Below are 1,063 nucleotides of genomic sequence, written 5' to 3' on the forward strand. Positions count from 1 at the left end.
GGCAGCAGCGGACGCCTGGAAGTGTCCTGGCTGACCGAGGGTCGGAGGTCAGGTGGACGCGGTCAAGTGCCGGACGGCACTTTTGCGACGAAGTCACAGAATTAGTACAACGATCTCCATATAAATCAATGGTTTATATTGAGCCGCTCCGTGATTTCGGGGGCGATGGGGCTCAGAGTCGCACCTTTACGTCGTACTCGTAACAGTGTTACTACACTTCACGTCTTGAGCCGTATGCTCGCGCATAGAGATGTGAGAAGCGGGCTTGGCGGGGCGGCTTTCGGTGGATAAAAGCTATCGCTCTGTCATCTGCAATGGTTATAACAGTGGTTCAAACGTGGTTCAACCGTGTTTCTGACATAATCAACGACCTACCTTTTCACCTCATCGACGGGCATCATGGAAGCAACCGCAGTCCGCCAGGCCTCTGGCCAGTCTGGATTTGGCCTGTTCGACACAGTGCCTGAGGACCTTTTGCAGTTCGGTCATGGCACGACATTCAATGCGAGGAAGGCTGCTCAGTTTTTGTCCTTGAAGAAGGCTGACGTGGGCCGCATCGCCGCTGTCGCAGAGTCCTCCGTACGCTGGGATGACAACATTCCCGAGGCTGTTCAAGACCGGATGGAAGAGATCGCATCCACCATCAACTTGGTTGCCAAACAGTTTTCGGGAGATCCCGAGAAGACAGTTGCTTGGTTTCGGGCAAGAAACCCGCTACTGGGAGACATCTCCCCGCGCGATATGATCCGTCTTGGGCGGTACGACAGACTGCGGCGATTTATCATCCAAGCCATGACAAATCAGGTGCAGGTCAAGTAATTGAGAGGGCGCAGCGGTAAGCCGACTCCACCAAGCCCGCGGGGTGCCGCCGCGGGCACGCCCCCAATCAAAGGGATCACTGAGTTAGACCGTTTCAGCGAGGAATCACTGGAGCGGTGGAGTGAGCTATCTGCAGATCTGGATGAGCTCCAAGACATCCTGTACTTCAACCTCGAACCTGAACGTCGTCGCCGACGTCCAGAGCTACTGAGGGCTCTGCAAGAGACCCCGGCCGAGCCTCGGC

General features: G+C 55.9%; 1 protein-coding gene. It reads left to right on the forward strand.

The window, feature by feature from the left end; genetic code table 11:
- The first annotated feature begins 399 nt into the window (after positions 1-399).
- Positions 400-819, forward strand: coding sequence for a hypothetical protein (locus tag Q8M88_RS06870; RefSeq protein ID WP_305595721.1), 420 nt, complete (start codon positions 400-402; stop codon positions 817-819).
- The last annotated feature ends 244 nt before the right edge of the window (positions 820-1,063 follow it).

Source organism: Phenylobacterium sp., assembly GCF_030693805.1.
GTDB lineage: Bacteria > Pseudomonadota > Alphaproteobacteria > Caulobacterales > Caulobacteraceae > Phenylobacterium.